Raw genomic sequence first — 16,800 nt, forward strand, 5'->3', positions numbered from 1 at the left:
TTGATTCTCATGGTCAAAAGGGGATTAACGTTCTTTCTGAATGGTTCGGGTGAGAGTCTGTTCTTCACGCTCCGGCGTGCGGCCGCGTTCAGTATTTTCTGCCGCCCTGAGCATGTCGCGTTCCGCGTTTGCCAGATCTGCAATCACACGCGATGCCCGCGACTGTTCACCGGATGCCTTGTCAGCACCTTCCAGCTCACTTCTGACGCCTGCAGCGGCTTTTATTTCCCGTCCATCGGTGTTTTCCTCACCTCTCACCCTGGCGATTACATCTGCATCTGGGTTGAGTGGTTCCGGTTTACGCGGGTTAATGTCTTCCGGTTTCAGTCTGATCACCTCTTCCTGTGGAACTTCCGCTAGCAACGACTCCGGCTGCCTGCTCCGACTGGCTTCTTCATTGCGAACCAGGTCTGCCAGCATTTGCTCACGCAGCTGCTGTACGCTCTGTTCGTCCGTCAGCGTGGAGACAATACCTGGTGACACATCCTGTTTTGTCCCACCGCTTACCTTAAGCAGCCATGCTGAAGGTGGTTCATCACCGGTTTGCCAGACCACGCCGTCCTTTGGATTATTTCGTACTGCATCGAGTGCAGCCGTCAGGTCGCTGGCCACTATCGTGTTTCCGGACTGACTCCGCTGCAGCACGGCGCCACGGGCGCGTTCTGTCATGACCATCCGGGTCTCACCCTGCGTCATCCGTCCTTCCGGGCTGGCAACCAGGGAAACCAGGGCCAGGCCCGCACTCCTGCCATTGTTGTCATACACCGGCAGCGCCAGCGCCGGTTCAGGAAAGCGCCGGGTGGCCGGGATGATTTTTGCCGTCAGTGACGCATCCTGCATGCCCTGATGGCGCACCCAGGCGCGACCGATGGCCGTTTTATTCACCGGCTGCCCCATTGCCCAGATGGCTTTCGCCTGTTTGCGCTGCGTTTCTGGTGCCAGCGCATCGTGCGCCGTTTTGATATCACGCTCCGGCGTTTTTACCGCCTTAACCCAGTCCGCTTTCCCGTCGGTGTATATCTGGACGTGCTCTTTCACGCGTGAGGCTGAAATGTAGAAGGCACGACGGGAAGCCAGTGCCTTACGTCCGTCTTTCGTGCCCTCAAGCGCAATGACATAATCGCTACTGGCCCCCTGTGCGCCGTAGCCGGTGACGGCCCAGCCGTAGTCGAGATGCTGCTGCGCCCGGACCTTCTCCGGATTGATGGTGACGCGACCGTTCTCCCCCTTCAGACGGATATTCCCCTCCTCGCTGACCGACTCCACCGTATAGCGCTGGTTGGCCATCTGCCCCTGTTCGCGATCGGTCGCCGTGAACTTAAGCAGATCGCCGGAACGGACTTCCATCTCGCTGCGGCGAAACAGCTGCACGTCACCGGTGATCAGCTCCTTCGGTGAAACCAGAGCAATCTTCCCTTCCTCATCACGTACCGTCACCGTGCTGCCGTTACGGTCAACGGCCACCACATCCTGGTAGCGGTCACCGCGTTTAACCACCATTCCCGGCTCCCAGGCCTCTGTTTTATTGAACGCATGGCGGGTATGGGTGATTTTATCGAGCACAGGCACCTTAATGGCCTTCTCCCCCAGTTCTCCCCGCGCTGCCAGCGTGGCATGGATGCCGGCATTTATCGCCTTACGGTCGGCGTTCAGCTGCGCAATGATGAGCGTACGGGACCGCGCCTCCGGTGTCCGGTCCTTCCAGTCAGCCACGATGTCGTTAACAGGCGTTTCCGTTTCCTGAATCGCACTCTCCGGGAGCGCGGCTGAAGCGCTACGCGCCACGCGGTCAGCCGGCTGGGTTTCAATCCGCTGCAGGGCCGCATCGATCCGGTTATCAATGATGTCGTGAACGGCGCCGCGCAGCTGCAGGTCTTTCTGACGGACGATTTGCTTCATGATGGCCACATCCATCGGGCTGCGCTCCTGCATCAGCTTAAACGGCGCGCCCACGTCGACCGCTTCAAACTGGTCGATATCCCCCATCGAGACTGCACGTCCGCCGCCGCTGGCAATGGCCTGGAACAGTGCCGCCGTATCCTGGTTGCCTGCCATTGATGACTCATCGATAAGAAACACCTGTCCTTTATAGTCAGGCTTCCCGCCTCCGGCCGTCGCCTGGTCATGCTCAACGACAAAGGATTTGATGGTCTGCGCCCGGACACCGACGTCGCTCATTTCTTTCACCGCCTGGTGCGTAGGAGCAAGCCCCGTCATCACCGGACGAACGTCCGCCGGTAGGGTCTCCAGTGCAGATATCACCGCCTTCAGTTGAGTGGTTTTCCCCACGCCAGCATAGCCCTGAATCCCGATAAACTGATCCGTGGTACCCAGCACCAGGGTGGTCGCCTTTTTCTGTCCATCCGTCAGGCCGTTCAGCACGGCCTCCGGTACCTGTTCCAGCAACGGCTGCTGCGTACCTTTCCCTTCCTCCACCACACGCAGAATGGCTTTCTCCATCTCCCAGGTGGACCGGGAAACCAGTACCGGCTCTCCCCCTGCGGATACGGACAACAGCTCGCCATTTTTAATCATCGCGCCAATTTCATTCCCGATGGCTTCAAGGTCGGGATGATATTTCTGCGCTTCCGTCGCCAGCTTAAGCTCGCTGATCACCACGGTGCGCTGGTCGTTAATGGCACGCCAGACGGCCAGGCCCGCGTCAGTCCGGACTCTGTCATGTAGTGAATCAACCGCCTGACTGATGTCCTGGTGACCGCTCAGGTTTCTGACCAGCTGCACGGGAGAGGCATTTGTCTTCATGCGCTGCAGCCGGGCTTCAGCCCGGTCCTGTACTTCGGCTGTGAACACTTCCGCCCGGTGGCCACTCTGTGCCAATGAGTTCATGGTCTGGGTCGATATGTCGCGGCTGTTCAGCGCGGCCAGGACCACCCCGGTGTCGTTATCCCGTCCACCCGGCGCGGTCACGTAAGCATGTGACAGATAGAGCGGCTGGTCTTTTGGCAGCGTCAGGGTGTCTTCCCCCCGTTTCACCTCAATCCCCTTTTCACTTATCCCGGTCACCTCAAGACGATCTTTGGCCTTCAGGCTGTGCTCGCGGTCGCCCGCCACGGACAGCAGTTTTTCGCCGGTGGCCACGCTGAGGGTTTCACGGCTGAAGAGACGCCAGTCAGCGCTGATATCACCGATTTTCATCCGGGTCAGCACGCCATCACCATCGATGAGCGAGAGGACTCGCGTATCCTCATGCACCCGGTCAATCACATAGGACTTACGCTCTTTTGCGTCCGCGCGATCTTCAAGCACCATGCCGGGACGGTATGAACCGGGCATGCGGCGCGTTTTGCTGTCGAGCCAGACCGGCTGCCGGGCCTCTATCTCCACGCCATCGCGGCCCAGCTGCCCTGCGTTCTGCAGCGCCTCACGTACCAGGCCCGTCAGCTGTGCCTGTTCACGTCTGCCGACCACGACGGCGGTGACGTTTTCAGTTCCTCCGCTCAGCTCTGCAAACCGGTTGGCCAGCGCCTCGTAACGGTCGCGTTTGTTCGGAATACTGACCACTTCGGCCTCCAGTCTGGGCGCCGGCTCAGTGCGGCGGGAGCGGGCAACCCCCGCGGACTCCAGTACGGACATGGCATTACCGTTCGCCTGACGCCCGGCACTGTCGAGAAAGACCAGCTGTGCGTCCTGCGCGCGCGCTTCGCCCAGCAGAACCAGCGTCTCCTTTAGCCCCAGACGCTCTGCCCCTTCGATAATCAGCGTGCTCTGGGGTTTCAGGTGGAAATCACCGCTCAGAACATGCTGCCGGCTGATAATCCGTTCCCGCAAATCGTCGGATTTCGCCAGCGAAATGGCGCGCTCGGCAGAGCTGGCCAGCACCTGAACGTCACGACCGTTCGCGCCGGCAATACCGGCCAGCTGCGCGGTCAGGTCCCGGATACCCGCTACGCCTGACGGGGCATTCATCAGAACCAGGGCGTCTTTCTCCACGACTTCCAGCGCCGCCGGCGCGTACTGCGCCGGACGGGTGAAACTGACGACTTTTGTGGATTTGAGATGTTCCTGACTCAGCGCCTGGATCGAGAGTTCATCCAGCAGGTGAATACGGGAGGTGAAGACCCCTTTCTCACTGTCCAGCGGCACAATCATGCCGTCCTTCAGCGCCGCATCGATGGCCACGCGAATATCCTGAATCTCCGGCAGCTGTTCGCTCAGCTCCGCCGTGGTCATCATCAGCTCGCCAAAGGTGAAGCGCGTTTTACTGTCGCTGAGCTGCGAGATGGCCAGACGGACAGCCTCAGTCAGTTCCGGGCGGGGTATTTCAGTGTCCAGCTGCGCTGCAGGAAAGCTCCTGGTCGCCGGCGTCTTTTCGGGTCTGGTCTGTGCCGGCTGACTCAGCGTGTCAATCTGCTGTGGTACAGGCTGACGGGACTGGCTCTCCCGTTCTGCGGGTTGAGCAGGTGTATCGACGCTCTTTTCTGCCGTGGACGACGTCTGCAGAGAAGCCAGTTCAGGCCCGGCAGGAACCGGCTTAGCCAGGTGATCTCGCTCCGGATGAGTCGCGGTCTCACGAAGACCTGCATCACGCGGCACCACGCTCTCCTGATACGCCTTCAGGTCAAATCCCTTCTCCTTCATCTGGCCCAGCCAGCGCTCCATCAGGCGCATACGTGAAGGGTCAACTTTCGCCCTGCGGGTGTCTTTGGCGGCCACATCCCGGCTGCGCAGCGTGGCTTCAGCCCCCACGGCCCCCTGAATTTCCCGGCCCCGTGAAGAATATTCGTCCCTGACGTCTTCCGGAACGCCCATGATCTCCCACATACCATGCTTGCCTACTTCTTCCACTTCATGACCGAGTGCTTCAACCCGCTCACGCAGCGCGCTGCGATAGATTTTCCCGAGCGTGACCTGGTGCTTCATGACGGTCTCGATAAAGCCGGCGTTATGGATATAGTCCGTGGCCAGGGCTTTCCATTTGCCCGCATACTCCGTCATGTTGGCAATCAGGAGATGGGTGTGCAGCTGCGGGTCAAGATTGCGCGAGGTATCATGCGTATAGGCGGCCGCTACCATCTTGCCGGTGTGTACGATGGACGTAACGCCGTCTTTCGTATCGCGGGCCGAGATGAGCTTCTCCACATAGCCGGCCGCCACACGGACGGCGTGATTATGCGCCTCCACCATTTCTTTATCGTTACCGATGAGTGCCAGAATAGACACGCTTTTGGGGGCTGAAAAGGTCAGGTCATGACCCGGGCGGTGGACATGCTGTCCGTTAACCTCCTTGCCAAGCCGTGAGCCGTCCGGAAGACGCCCCTCGAGCACGGCCGTCAGATCATCGCCACGGACATTGCCCTCAAGGCCCAGCGCTTTTGCACCTTCCCCCATCCAGAGGCTCTGAAGGCTGCCCAGAAAATAGTAGTTATCGGAATTGCTGTAGTAGCCTGCAGCCTCGCCGGCTGACGCTACTGGGGCGACTGACATCATAATTCAGGCTCTCTGTCGTAATAGTAATGGTCGTTTTCGTCGTAACCCGGATCGCCCGCGTGACGGTGAAGTAAAATGTTCTCTTCTTCCTGCGCCAGCTTGCGATGTGTGCTGTGGGCTTCATCCGGGGTTTGCGGTGTCACTGACTTCCCTGCCGTCGTCAGACTCAGGCCACCGTCAGGCAGTGCCGTCACCTTCATATCCAGGTTCATGGATTCGCCCGCATTCTCGCTGGCCTGATCTTCGCCTCCGTCTGAGGTGGCTCCGGTACTGAGCCGCCGTTTCAGCATTCCCAGCGCGCCAGCCGCAGCAGGCTCGGAGGGAATATCCAGCTGGGTTCTGCTGCGGATTTTTTGCAGTGCTGCTGGAATTTCCGGATTAAGGGACGCGGTCCCTTTTTGATGATTTGGTGCAGGTTTCGAGGGCCGAAGAGAGACAACATTGTCTTTTTTGTCTCCGGTGACAGGGGCTGTCACCGGCCTGTGATTTTCAGTTACTGCTGGTTCTTTTCGCGATATGTCTGGCTCCCTGACTGGTACTGGCTTCCGTTCAGGCGCAGCGCTGCGCGAGGGTTTCGGTTCCTCCATTCGGGTACGAGCCACTTTTTCGACGACCGGTGTTGCCTGTGAGCCGGATGCCCCTGCAGAAGAAACCGGAGCGGGACCGTCATCTGCAGAGGATGTCTCGCTCCCCTTCTCCAGCACTTCGTCACCGGTCGGGAACGTCAGACCTGCAATGACCGCTGCACGCTCATTCTCCTGAATAACCCTCTCCAGCTCCGGGCTGAGCGCATCGCGGATATTGCGCTCGATAAGGCCAGCATGGCGTTTTTTGAATGGACGGTATTTCAGCTTCAGACGGACGACCGGATACTCACCCGGGAGGCGCACGTAGAAGTTGAGGTTTGGCAGACGCATGATTTGCTCGTAGTCGACAATCGGGTTATTCACCTCGTCCTTACCGAGCGACACACCGTCACGCACCTGATCCAGACCGTAGCTGTTCTGCTCACGGATTTTGCGCTTACGCTGGTTGCCCAGCTCCTCTTCAACTACTTTGGCCATCTCGGCGCTCGGCGAACGTCCGTACATACGGGTGTTCATCAGGTCAAAGATGCTTTTTGCCAGCTCGCGGCCGTAGACGTGAACCAGTTGCGCCATGTTCTGCATTCCCAGCACGAAACATCCGCCGAATTTACGTGCTTCCGCCAGCGTTTCAGCCAGCTCCGGGATGCGCTGAAGGCTCGGGGCTTCATCAAGAATGAACCACACGCGGCGCTCACTGTTTTCCCCCATGCTCTGCAGTAACAATGTGGCCAGCGACACCCAAAGTGAGATCAGTGGTCGCACACTCTTGCGATGTCGGGCCTGAGTGGAAATAAACAGCCAACTGTTGTCATAACGCTCCTGCGTCATCCACTCCCGAATGGTGAAAGGTGGCTTGGTGCCGTCATCCAGACCCTGAAGAAATCTCAGCGCTTTGGCATAGTTGGTTACCACCGAGCGAATGGAGATGGCTGTTTTCTCGATCTTCTCCTCAACCAGGTTGGCTGAAGGCGTATTGACAAGATATTCACGCAAACTTTTCATGCTGAGTGACAGCAGGGTTTTGAGGAACTTCTCTATACTCCTGTCCGGGTCAACCGACATCCGTATAGCGAGGTCAGCGCAGATGGTACGTGAGCTTGAAACCCAGAACGGATCGGATTCCCCTTCTACCGGAATGAGGCTGGCTGCCAGGTTGTCATAGTCGACCGCATCAATACATTCCCCCCACATCTGCCAGTTGGCACAGCGTTCGTCGTGGGCATTAAGAATGAAATCGGTGGAGGGGTTGTAGTGGGTTTCAGTGAAGGTGCAGCCGGAGTCGTAAATGATAGCCCTGTCACCACGTTTGCGTATGTAGTCCAGAAGCCAGCGGATGATGGTCGATTTACCCACGTTAATGGTGCCATGCATGAGGAAATTCATTACCTCAGCCCTTTTAACCATGTGTAAATCAGCCACCCGCAGATCGGACAATTCACCGTTTTGGCGCAGCAATTTATTCACTTCCGCTGGCTTGTCGGTCAGCTGCATGCCGGAGAGATATTCATCCTCGCTCTCCTTTCTGCCGATATTCGCGATAAACCAGGTCACGGCGATAAACACCACCATACTGAACAGCCCGCTGGCACCGGCTGCCCAATGCAGCTCACGCAGGCACTGGTCGCCCATCGCCTGCATGTACGGGTCGGTATAAATCTGCGGCAGGGTCATTTTCAGCACCATTGCCGTCGCGGTAGGCGCATACCAGTAGTGAACGTCGTAGATTTTTGGCGTTCCCGATGCCGGCATCAGATCGATAAAGCTGCTGTTGATACTTGCGAACCACCACAGGGAACCGTTATCCAGGGCTTCCTGAGGGATTCGCCAGAGAAAGATGGCGGTAGTCAGTACGGCGAACAGGATGAAGATCCAGAATCCTATCCAGTTGTTAACCTGAATGAACATGCGCCAGCGGTAGGCGGTCATCTGCCCGCCCTGGGTGAGGTTTTTTCCTGCGAAGCTCATAGAGTGTTGTCCAGCCGTTATCGCATCACCTGCGTGGTGATGTTCGTTATCAGAGAAGAAACGTTGAAAAGGGTGATGAAAAAATGTGGTACCGCGTGGGGGGTAATCGTCAGGTTATGCCATCTGACTCAGTTCATACCTGGCCTGCTGACATCCGTCCTCCCAGTCCTGTTTATTAATGTATGCAGCCACAGAACGGACCGACGAGGCCACATCCTTATAAACCGGTGAATGCCACTCCCGGGGCTCCAGATCATAAAGGGTAAATTCATAGCCAGCCCAGAAAGCTACAATGGTCATACCCTGCCCCTCAGGAAGTGAACCAAATACATTCATCCAGGCCCTTGCTGCCATCAGCTCGCTTTCCAGATGGATAAGCGACCAGAATTCAGCTGAGTAATCTGCACGTTCATTTATCTGATGCATCATGATGGACGAACTCCTTTGAAATTAAGGACGCAACGCTCGCCGCAGACAGGGCTGCGCCTGGCGCAGCCATGCGAGGAAGCGTAATTACTGGTAACTGACAGAAAGCACAGACGCACCCGGCTCCGGAAAGAACACGGTGAATATCAGTCTGAGGGGGAACAGGCTGTGACGGTCGCCACAGCCGCAGGTTATTACATGATGCCGGCGATGGATTTGGCCAGCTGAGCTTCCAGGACAGGTTTCGCCTCTTCGAACTTGAGGTTTACCTTGTTGGCATTGGATACCACACGGGTCTGGTATTTGGCGCGGTTGCCCTGTTCTGAGCTGGTTTGTAGCTTGACGCCTGAGGTCCCCTGCTTCAGTGCAGCGTTGCGCCAGCTGAAGACGAGTTATACGCCGTAATACCCGCGCCGAGTGCCGCTCCCATTGCCGCACCTTCGTACCCGGTCTTGAGGAAGCCCTGCGCATCACGCAAATCCATTTTTTCTGCTTTCAGTACGTTCGCCTGAATCCAGTAGTAGGCGGTGTCAGGAGAACTGGTTACGCGGTAGCCTTTGGCGGCCAGTTCATTTGTAATTTGTGCCTGCAGACCGGACATGTCCTTGTCGGAAGTATTACGGATCTGCAAATAAACAGTCTTCTCTGATGATGGTTCCAGCCAGATGGTTTCACTCATCTGAGTTTTGACATCGAGATCACGCTTCTTCACCGCCGTGGACATGGCACCACAACCAGACAAAGCGAGAGTAGACGCGATCAGACCAACAACGGCTAATTGTTTTAATTTCATGAATTCATCCTGTGCATAGAAAAACGTCCCCGTTAGCGTGATATAGCTAACAGAGACGTTATCAGCTGATTTGAAAGGAAATTTAGGTTAAAAATGATTTGGCTTTGATAACTACAATAATTAAGGGGGCCATTGCCCCCTTACTTTCAGTATCCCCGGTTAGGGTCATACGTATTTGAAGGTTCGTTGAAGTTTGTTCCCCAACTGTTTCCGTGTATATCCAGGCCAGAGATGCCACCAACCATTGGCATTCCTGACGCAGGGTTCACAGTTATTCCGTTGCTAAACGAATCGTTGAAGGATGTAGTCATAGGAATATTGGTTATGCCACCATCCTGGATACTCATTTGACTGCCTGAAAAACTGATAATTTTGTTGTCAGTAGTGCTTATGAGCTGAGCTTCATTATCTGTCAAAACATGAGCTCTCCCATTCCGGATAACATATACCCGGCCATCATCTTCATCCTTAAGAAGGGTATTATCCTTGTAAGTAATAGGCCGTAAGACTACTCCCGCAAAGATGAAAGCTATCAGCGAGTGAACAGCTATGCCTGCTATTAAAGCACTTTCGGTATCATTTCCTACAAACTCCACCAAGAAAGTTAGTAAGCCTGCAAGCAGCGTGTTAAACAGGAGAGTCGCTTTTAGGTTCATCCCTTTTTTGCTGCTTCGTAACTTCCAAAAGCAGAAAATATAGATGGCGCTGGGGATTACTGATAAGAGCATGCTCTTAGCCATAAATGGCACGTCAAAAAGTAATTGCAGGCTTAAAGAATAAGCTGCATAAATGCCGATTGGAATGAAACAACAATAAGCACTTACCTTTTTGGTCATTTTATCCTCCAGTTTTCTTCCTTAATTCTGCCACTCTCTGTTGCAGCTCATCTGGTTGGAGATCATTAAACGGATTGAGTTTACTTGATTGATCCAGTTCAGCTTCAGCACGACCAAGCTTGAATCGCCCTTGACCGATTAAGTTTTCTCCTTTCAGGATATCACTGGATGCCTGAACAGTGGATTGTTTTTTATCAATTTCCCCAGCAGATTCGTTGATTTTATGCTCATTTTCAGATCTTTGTTCCGCTACACGTCGCTGGATATCATTTTGCGGTCCAAAACCCTGACCTGACTGTTCATGCAGTTTTGCCTGGTTTTCTTTGAAAGACGCCTGCATAGCATTACCCTGAACCCGCGGCTCCTCAACATTCATGGTTGCATGGCTATGGCTCATGTCGTTCCCGTGGCCTGCTGCTCCTCCTTGTTCCCGTAAGGTACCGGATTGGCGTAATTCCTGCTGCATCCCAGCGCTGGAGTCAGAGCGTTGCCTTTCAGTCGAATGTCTTCCGGTATCATGACCACTGGATTTAATGGAGAGGCTATCCTGTTCGCTTCTGTGAGTGCCTGACTGGATTTGGGAGCTTTGCTCCTGTCTGCCATAGTCAGTATGTACTTCGTTATGGCTGATTTCCCTTTGACCGGCTAAGTTCTCACTGTCTGTTTGATTTTGCGCTAACAATGATGACTCATGGCTACCAGAACCACCTGTTCTCACAGACACGCTTCCTCCCCCAGATGAAACCTGTCCACCGTAAGTTCCCGCATATTCCGTCACCTGGGACGCTCCGTCTGCATGGTGGTTCCCCGTGTCGTTCGAATTATAAGCACCACTCTCGACAGGGCTGTAACGTATACCTCCATCATTACCTGTCGGGCCTGATCCTTGCTGACTGCCGTGGGCTGGCTGAACCACGTGCTCACCACTGAATGCTGCATGCTCCTGACCGCTGGTAAGATCTGAACGGCCCTGCTGATAATCCCCCATGATTTCAGGTTTGAGACGCTCATTCACGAACTCCATCGCCGCTTCGCGCGCCGATGGCGCGCTTGTCAGCATGGACTGCGCCTTATCGCCGTATTTATTGGCCGCCCAGTCAACAAACTCCTGCGTATAGTTTGTATCGAGGCTTGCACTCTGGTTCTGCGCAACAGTGGCCATCCTACTGAACTCGCTACTCTGCGTCGAACTGGTGGTGTACTGATGGTACTGGCTCTCAGCATCATTAAGCGTTGCGGCCAGCTGCTGAACATTGCTGCTTGCAGCATTCTCGGAATGATTCGCGCCATCAGTGATTCGGCTACTTTTCACCATGTCCATACCCTGGCGGAAGTCATTAACGGCCTGGCTGTTCTGATCATGTCGCATATCTTGCGAATGGGAATCTGAATTCTGAATTCCTCTTGAGCTGCCTGTCGAGTGTCTCAAATCGCCCGAAATACTTCCTTCAGCACCAAGCTTAACAACGCCCAGATTAAGTCCCCCTCCGGCCGTACCTTTAATGCCTGCAGATACAGAACCCTGATTACTGATATCCATCAGCTTGTTATAGGCTTCCTGCGTCGAGATATTGTTAGCTTTCGCATAGCTTTCAGCGGCCGACATCATCATGCTCGCGCCGCGCGTTGAGTTAGTGGCCTGGCTGTTTTCACTGCCGCTGGTCAGGCTGTCGCTGGTACCGGTCTGGTGAGACAGCTGTGAGAGCTGCGACCAGCCACTGGTGACACTGTGGTTGTAGCCATCGAGCGCCGTCTGCGCCTGGACCTGCGACTGGCGGGCAGACTCCTGGAAACCACTGCTGGCCAGCTGGCTGAGCTTCATGTTCACCGGCAGATTCGACATTGCGCCTGAGCCGTCGATAACCGTATGGCCACCGGCCGTCTGCGTCTGCGTGGAACCATTATCTGCCTGCCACGTCTGCTGGCCCTGACGCTGCATCAGGTTGGTATCCAGCTTGTTCTGGCTGACATTGTCCATTGACATGTTGTTAAACGACCAGTTCCCGTCCGCCGTGGTTGCTGCCACACCTGCCGACGTGAAGGCGCCCGAACTGAGGACACTGCCTGCCACCTGAGAGCCCATCGCCGCAGCCCCCTTGGTCAGATAGAACGACAGCACCGGAATGGACAACGACAGATACCCTGCCAGATTCGCCACGTCCGAATGCTGCAGTGCCACTACATCCTTGTTGGCCAGCACCAGAGGCGTGCCCCCGGACTGACTCTGCAGCCAGTAGTTGGCAGCATAGTTAAGGATGGCGAACATCACCGGCCACATCTGGAAATAGATAAAACCGGAAATGTATATTTTCAGGGTGTTCAGCCCAAACATAGTGTGATTTGATGCGGCCAGCGCAATCATCAACGGGAACAGGCACACCAGGATAAGCATCAGCAGGGACTGTGCAAACGGCAGAGTTCGGGTGGCAAGCTCATTACCCGCAGCCCAGCTGAGACGCTGTTTGGTTGCAGCGTTCTCGGTGGCCAGGTTCAGCAGGTTAGCCGTGTCGGATGAGCGAGCGGCGAAACCCTTAATCCCCTGCCGAACTGCACTGTTCGTGATGTTGTTCTTCATGATCTGCGCAGCCGTCATTCCCCCGGCATAGAAGAATCCGTAGCTCTCACCCATAGCGTTGGCCAGAAGCGAGGCACCATTCAGCTTGTTGCCGAATACCTTCCGCGTCAGCCAGGTGAACGTCGCACTGCCCGGATTGACGTCGGTATTCGCCAGCGTCTTAATCTCCGTTGCCGCCTGCTGACAGGTCAGGAACTGGCGCGAGGTGGAGGTCATCTTAAAGATGCCCCGCAGCGGGCTTGGGTTACTGGTTATCAACGTCAGCGGGTCAGTGGAATTGAGCAGCTGATTGATGGTGTATTTACCGTTCAGCAGAATGTCGCCGATCACACAGTTTTCCACGTAGTCCGGCAGCATCTGAGCCAGTTCCGGGTTTTGCGTGGTGAAGTCACTGGTTTCCGCCACAATCTGCGAGCCAAACAGCATACCGGTCTTGCTGTAGGTTACCGAGTCAGGTCTGGCCATCAGCATGTCGTACACCGATGCCATTTTGTAACCGATGCTGGTCGTCAGTGACGCGATGGCAGCCAGACCGACCGGTACATTATCGGTTTTCCACACCGCAGCCGGGTCTGAGAGGTCAATTATCTGTACTGAACGTTTCGGTACCAGCAGGATGGTCGTCAGGATCATGAAGATCGCCAGCCACTGGACGAAGACCATCGGGTTACGTTGTTTGATGAAAGTGAGCAATACAGCCAGCACCCCGAAGGTGCCGGCAATACGCATTAAGGTGTGGAAGGTATTCTGACCGACAAGGGTGACAACGGCGTCCAGCGCCGTTTTCCACATTCCCCCGCCATAAATGGTGTATATCTCAAGCATCAGCGATCACCCCAGTGATAGTTGCTTTGATAGGAGCCTGAAACAATGGTGGACACCTGCTGCTGCAGGTACTGCATGTTGCGGTCGATGCCGTCCAGTGCGTTCTGGTCTGCCGCAGACTGCAGCTTCATGTCGGCCAGCAGTCCCTGGGCATGAATGATGTTGTCGCGCAGCTTCGCAGCGGCCTCTTCCGGGAAGTTCTTACCAGCCAGAGACAGGCTTGCCTGTTTCACCAGTTCCTGGAGGTACTGGATCATCAGGTCCTGCGCGATGAAGTCGGAAACCTGCAGGAGGTACGTGGCGCTCATCCCCATACTCTGGGCGTTGGTCAGGTATTTCAGTACCGGCACAGAGGTGGTGTTCACGAAGCCTTTTTCCTGATCGGTCAGCGGTTTGTCATCGACAAGTTTGTTCTGCATCGAGAGCATCAGTTTTTTGACCAGTGTGACCAGAGCGTTGGACTCAGTAATCGTCAGGTTAGTAACGACAGGCCCCAGACAGAGTGTTGCCTCATCGCACCCGTAGACCTTCGCTGTTCCCCCGCGCATCAGAACTTTAATCAGGTCGCGGTTATCGACCAGCGGCGTCAGGATTGTCACGTCTCCGGTTTTGTTGAAAATGATGGAGCCGACAGTACTCATGACCAGCTCCTTCAGGGCGCGATCGTTACCAAGCAGCCCGTTCTTACTGAGCGTGTCCCAGATAAGGTTTTTGTTTTTCAGTACCTGGTCTTTTTCTGCGTCGCCGGCTTTGGCCGTGACTTTATCCCCCTGTCCTCCGACGGTGCAGCCCTGGCGGGAGGCCGCCCAGTCAGCAAACATGTTGGTTTCGCCGGCAATGTCCTGGCAGATTTTCTGCTGTGACACCTGCGTTACGGGCCACAACCCGCCTATGATGCCCTGAGCGGCCTGGCACGAACTCATGTTCATGGAGTTAACATCACTGGCCAGCTTCTGCAGGAAATCTTTCGCCTGCTTCAGCTCCGGGACCATCGTCTGCAGTGCCAGGTCGAATGCATAGCCAGCCGCGTTACTCATGATTTGCTTCACGAATCGCTGAATTTCCTCACCGCTGATCATGCTGAATGACCCCAGGTAGGCATCGATACCGCCGCAGCCGGCGTTCAGGGACGGCAGCTGCATCGAGATCAGCTGAACGTTTTTGACGGGGTTTCGCAGGTAGACCGACCCGCCGGAGAAATACCCGGCCGCCTGCCCCTGCCAGGCCTGCGCCTGAGAGACGTTGCCGCTGTAGCCCAGCTTGCCAAAGAAGCCGTTGAGGTCACCATTGACGTCCGCCTGAGCAGGCAGCGCTGCCAGACCTGAGAAGAACACAACCCCTGCCGTAATAAGCGCCTTAATCATTAGGCACCTCCACAGCTTGCATATCCTTGCCTGCCGGGATGTCAGTCCGGTTCAGTTTGCGGCAAAGATATGTGGCCAGACAGAACCAGCCGCAGACGAGTAAATTCACCGCAATGAGCGCGATAATCGCGGCCATAACGCCCCACAACAGGTACTGTGGATAGTGGATGAGAAGCGAGAGCGTAAACTGTTCGGAGCGGTCAACGGAGATCGCACTGAGCGTTGTGATGGCGCACTTCACGTATACCCTTTCGACTACGGCGGTAAAAATTAAGGCATAAAACAGTTTCAGGGTTAACAAATCCGTCCATTTTCGGGTTTCCGTATCCTCACTACTGTCTTTCAGTATCCCGATAGCCTGGTTTCGGATAAACGTCTTCAGTCTGATGTGCCTCATGCAATCTCCTCCCGGGGTTTCCTGACCAGGGTCTGCCGGCAGACGTACAGCCCGGTGACGGTGAAAAAGAATCCGATACTCAGCGAGATAAGCAGGAGCACCGGAAAGTCCTGCAGACAGGTTGTCAGTTCTGGACGGTTCAGGACGCTGACCACCCGGTGGGCCAGTACCCCATAGAAAGCTGCGGACACAAGCAGCGTCACGCTGAATAACAGCCACACGCGCTCGGTACGCGATAACGCATACGTATTTGTCGTCATTTTGTAGTCCGTTTGTATTACTGAGGGGTGACCTGCGCACTTGCCGGCATGGGCGGCAGCGTTTTCGGATCGACGTTGTCCATGTCAGCCTGAATCAGGCTGGCCATACGGCTCTCAAGAGCGGGGATGTCCATCACACCCTGGGTCAGCGGGTAGGCTTTCAGGGTGTTAACGTTGACCATAAAGGCCGTTGGTGTCGCAATCGGCAGCCCGTTTCCGAAGAAGGTGACAATCTCGTCTGCAATGGGAGAATTCGGGTCCGTCTTGCGCGGGATCATCGGCGTCGGGTAAGACACATCACCGCCGCCGTCCAGGGTGTATGGATAAACCCTGACAGAATGCTCATCAGCCCAGCCCTTCAGCAGCGGGTCAAACTTCGCGCTGTACTGGCAGTGTGCCTGCATAAAAAGCACCACGGCATAATCTTTCATGTTAGCCCGACGTCCGTCCGGCAGCGCCATCAGGCTGGCCGGCGCAGGTACCGGAATGGTGGAGGCGGTGATGGCTGCAGCGTCAGCAGAGGTTGTTTTTGTCGCTTCAAGCGCCATTAACTCCTCGCGCGCCCCGGCGTTCGCCAGCAGGGGCAGGCACATCAGCAGAGCCGTGAGTCCGGTTTTAATGTTCATGATCGCCTTCCTTATGCGTTTGCCCTCTTTCGTCACGGTACCAGCGATAACCTGCATAAATCACCATGCCAGCCGCCCCGGCCCACATCCCATTGCACAGCCACAGCAGGCCCTGCTGTGTATGCTCCACGGACCAGGTCATCAGCTCGCTCAGTACGCGCGCCATCATGCCCCAGAAAATCAGTCCTGCGAGAAGAGTTGGTTTCATTCCTGTGTCTCCTTGTTCTGCCGTACCAGTACAGAATGTGTGTCTGGTGAAATGCGACGCTGAGCGGCCCGGGACAGGCCATATAAAACAAACCACACACCAAAGCCAAACATCACCGAGATAATCCAGGTGTTGAGCAACGTTGCATCTGTCGTACGCGCCCACGAATCGCTGTCAACGGGCCCGAGCTGACATAACACTTCAGGCGGTGCTTTATCTAAAACGGAAGGCACGGGCTTTAACGACTCTCCGGGTTCAGGTGGCGAGAAACGCCCTGCCATCTCATGTTCATTAACACATCCCATCACCTTGCCGGCAGGCGCACCCTCAGTCAGGTGATGAAAGGTCGTCAGGAATTGCCGGGAAAGTGAGCCGTCTGATGCCGCCAGCATCACAAACACATACAGCACCAGTGCCGGGCCGAGGACGAAGGAATACAGGGCAGCCCGCCCTGCATCGCGGATGAGGGTAAACAGTGTTTTTGTCATAA

At 55.6% G+C, this 16,800-nt stretch carries 11 protein-coding genes and 1 pseudogene; all 12 read right to left on the minus strand.

Annotation, left to right across the window (positions count from 1 at the left end; genetic code table 11):
* Positions 1-24: 24 nt before the first annotated feature.
* The 12 genes and pseudogenes from traI to LLF79_RS23400 all read right to left on the minus strand — a co-directional run bounded on the left by traI (position 25) and on the right by LLF79_RS23400 (position 16,798).
* Positions 25-5,448, minus strand: a complete 5,424-nt coding sequence (gene traI / locus LLF79_RS23345) for a conjugative transfer relaxase/helicase TraI (RefSeq protein WP_013087229.1) — start codon at positions 5,446-5,448, stop codon at positions 25-27.
* Positions 5,445-8,000 carry a type IV conjugative transfer system coupling protein TraD gene (traD, locus tag LLF79_RS23350; RefSeq protein ID WP_047365729.1) on the minus strand — a complete coding sequence of 852 codons (2,556 nt, stop codon included), beginning with the start codon at positions 7,998-8,000 and terminating at the stop codon, positions 5,445-5,447. Before traD ends, traI begins: the two co-directional genes overlap by 4 nt.
* A 114-nt stretch (positions 8,001-8,114) precedes the next feature.
* Complete coding sequence (locus LLF79_RS23355) at positions 8,115-8,429, minus strand: hypothetical protein (RefSeq protein ID WP_013087227.1); 315 nt, start codon at positions 8,427-8,429, stop codon at positions 8,115-8,117.
* Between the two features lie 191 nt (positions 8,430-8,620).
* A pseudogene (gene traT, locus LLF79_RS23360) lies at positions 8,621-9,219 on the minus strand (complement resistance protein TraT).
* Between the two features lie 146 nt (positions 9,220-9,365).
* A complete protein-coding gene (locus tag LLF79_RS23365; RefSeq protein ID WP_013087225.1) occupies positions 9,366-10,055 on the minus strand; it encodes a hypothetical protein in 690 nt (229 codons plus the stop codon).
* 1 nt (position 10,056) lies between these two features.
* Positions 10,057-13,455 (minus strand): conjugal transfer mating-pair stabilization protein TraG, encoded by a 3,399-nt coding sequence (gene traG, locus LLF79_RS23370; protein WP_013087224.1) that lies wholly within the window; start codon positions 13,453-13,455, stop codon positions 10,057-10,059.
* Complete coding sequence (traH, locus tag LLF79_RS23375; RefSeq protein ID WP_013087223.1) at positions 13,455-14,819, minus strand: conjugal transfer pilus assembly protein TraH; 1,365 nt, start codon at positions 14,817-14,819, stop codon at positions 13,455-13,457. The genes traG and traH overlap by 1 nt, the downstream gene beginning before the upstream one ends.
* Positions 14,812-15,216, minus strand: a complete 405-nt coding sequence (locus LLF79_RS23380) for a hypothetical protein (RefSeq protein ID WP_013087222.1) — start codon at positions 15,214-15,216, stop codon at positions 14,812-14,814. The genes traH and LLF79_RS23380 overlap by 8 nt, the downstream gene beginning before the upstream one ends.
* Complete coding sequence (locus LLF79_RS23385) at positions 15,213-15,476, minus strand: hypothetical protein (RefSeq protein WP_013087221.1); 264 nt, start codon at positions 15,474-15,476, stop codon at positions 15,213-15,215. Before LLF79_RS23385 ends, LLF79_RS23380 begins: the two co-directional genes overlap by 4 nt.
* 17 nt (positions 15,477-15,493) lie before the next feature.
* Positions 15,494-16,102, minus strand: coding sequence for a type-F conjugative transfer system pilin assembly thiol-disulfide isomerase TrbB (locus tag LLF79_RS23390; RefSeq protein ID WP_013087220.1), 609 nt, complete (start codon positions 16,100-16,102; stop codon positions 15,494-15,496).
* Positions 16,092-16,310: a hypothetical protein gene (locus tag LLF79_RS23395; RefSeq protein ID WP_013087219.1), complete on the minus strand. Its 219-nt coding sequence runs from the start codon at positions 16,308-16,310 to the stop codon at positions 16,092-16,094. Before LLF79_RS23395 ends, LLF79_RS23390 begins: the two co-directional genes overlap by 11 nt.
* Positions 16,307-16,798, minus strand: a complete 492-nt coding sequence (locus LLF79_RS23400; RefSeq protein WP_013087218.1) for a hypothetical protein — start codon at positions 16,796-16,798, stop codon at positions 16,307-16,309. Before LLF79_RS23400 ends, LLF79_RS23395 begins: the two co-directional genes overlap by 4 nt.
* Positions 16,799-16,800: the final 2 nt, after the last annotated feature.

This window comes from Enterobacter cloacae complex sp. 2021EL-01169 (assembly GCF_020733125.1).
GTDB classification, from domain to species: Bacteria; Pseudomonadota; Gammaproteobacteria; order Enterobacterales; family Enterobacteriaceae; genus Enterobacter; species Enterobacter roggenkampii.

Coding starts and splice junctions, on each gene's coding strand:
- traI (WP_013087229.1), bottom strand. CDS start 5,448: ATGATGTCAGTCGCCCCAGTAGCGTCAGCCGGCGAGGCTGCAGGCTAC.
- traD (WP_047365729.1), bottom strand. CDS start 8,000: ATGAGCTTCGCAGGAAAAAACCTCACCCAGGGCGGGCAGATGACCGCC.
- LLF79_RS23355 (WP_013087227.1), bottom strand. CDS start 8,429: ATGATGCATCAGATAAATGAACGTGCAGATTACTCAGCTGAATTCTGG.
- LLF79_RS23365 (WP_013087225.1), bottom strand. CDS start 10,055: ATGACCAAAAAGGTAAGTGCTTATTGTTGTTTCATTCCAATCGGCATT.
- traG (WP_013087224.1), bottom strand. CDS start 13,455: ATGCTTGAGATATACACCATTTATGGCGGGGGAATGTGGAAAACGGCG.
- traH (WP_013087223.1), bottom strand. CDS start 14,819: ATGATTAAGGCGCTTATTACGGCAGGGGTTGTGTTCTTCTCAGGTCTG.
- LLF79_RS23380 (WP_013087222.1), bottom strand. CDS start 15,216: ATGAGGCACATCAGACTGAAGACGTTTATCCGAAACCAGGCTATCGGG.
- LLF79_RS23385 (WP_013087221.1), bottom strand. CDS start 15,476: ATGACGACAAATACGTATGCGTTATCGCGTACCGAGCGCGTGTGGCTG.
- LLF79_RS23390 (WP_013087220.1), bottom strand. CDS start 16,102: ATGAACATTAAAACCGGACTCACGGCTCTGCTGATGTGCCTGCCCCTG.
- LLF79_RS23395 (WP_013087219.1), bottom strand. CDS start 16,310: ATGAAACCAACTCTTCTCGCAGGACTGATTTTCTGGGGCATGATGGCG.
- LLF79_RS23400 (WP_013087218.1), bottom strand. CDS start 16,798: ATGACAAAAACACTGTTTACCCTCATCCGCGATGCAGGGCGGGCTGCC.